Below are 826 nucleotides of genomic sequence, written 5' to 3'. Positions count from 1 at the left end.
GATGACGTTGGCCGCACCCTCGGCACCCATCACCGCGATCTCGTTCGTCGGCCAGGCGTACGTCAGATCGGCACCGATCGACTGCGAGTCCATGACGATGTACGCACCGCCGTACGCCTTACGCAGGATGAGGCTGATACGCGGCACGGTCGCGTTGCAGTACGCGTACAGCAGCTTCGCGCCGTGCCGGATGATCCCGCCGTGCTCCTGGTCGACACCGGGAAGAAACCCCGGCACATCGAGCAGCGTCACGATCGGGATATTGAAGGCATCACACATCTGCACAAAGCGCGCGGCCTTCTCACTCGCCTCGATGTCCAGCACACCCGCCAGCGACTGCGGCTGGTTGGCGACGATCCCGACGGCATGCCCGTCCAACCGGGCCAGCGCGCAGATGATGTTCCGCGCCCAGCGCTCGTGGACCTCCAGGTACTCGCCGTCGTCGACGATCTCCTCGATCACCCGGGCCATGTCGTACGGCCGGTTGCCGTCGAGCGGCACCAGGTCGAGCAGGGCCTCACCGCGCCGGTCGGAGGGGTCACCGGACACCACCCGCGGGGGATCCTCGCGGTTGTTCTGCGGGAGCAGGGAGAGGAGGTAGCGCACCTCGGCGATGCAGGTCTCCTCGTCGTCGTACGCGAAGTGACACACACCCGACGTCTCGGCGTGCACGTCGGCACCGCCGAGGCCGTTCTGGGAGATCTCCTCGCCGGTGACCGCCTTGACCACGTCCGGGCCGGTGATGAACATCTGCGACGTCTCACGCACCATGAACACGAAGTCGGTGAGGGCCGGCGAGTACGCCGCGCCGCCGGCGCACGGGCCC

General features: G+C 67.4%; 1 protein-coding gene. It reads right to left on the bottom strand.

What is annotated here, in order from left to right:
- Window positions 1–826 (bottom strand): acyl-CoA carboxylase subunit beta (locus IE277_RS46755; protein ID WP_308433499.1); only part of this gene is annotated, 826 nt, incomplete at both ends.

The organism is Streptomyces alanosinicus (genome assembly GCF_014650595.1).
GTDB classification, from domain to species: domain Bacteria; phylum Actinomycetota; class Actinomycetes; order Streptomycetales; family Streptomycetaceae; genus Streptomyces; species Streptomyces alanosinicus.
This window is presented reverse-complemented; position numbering and strand designations above follow the sequence as displayed.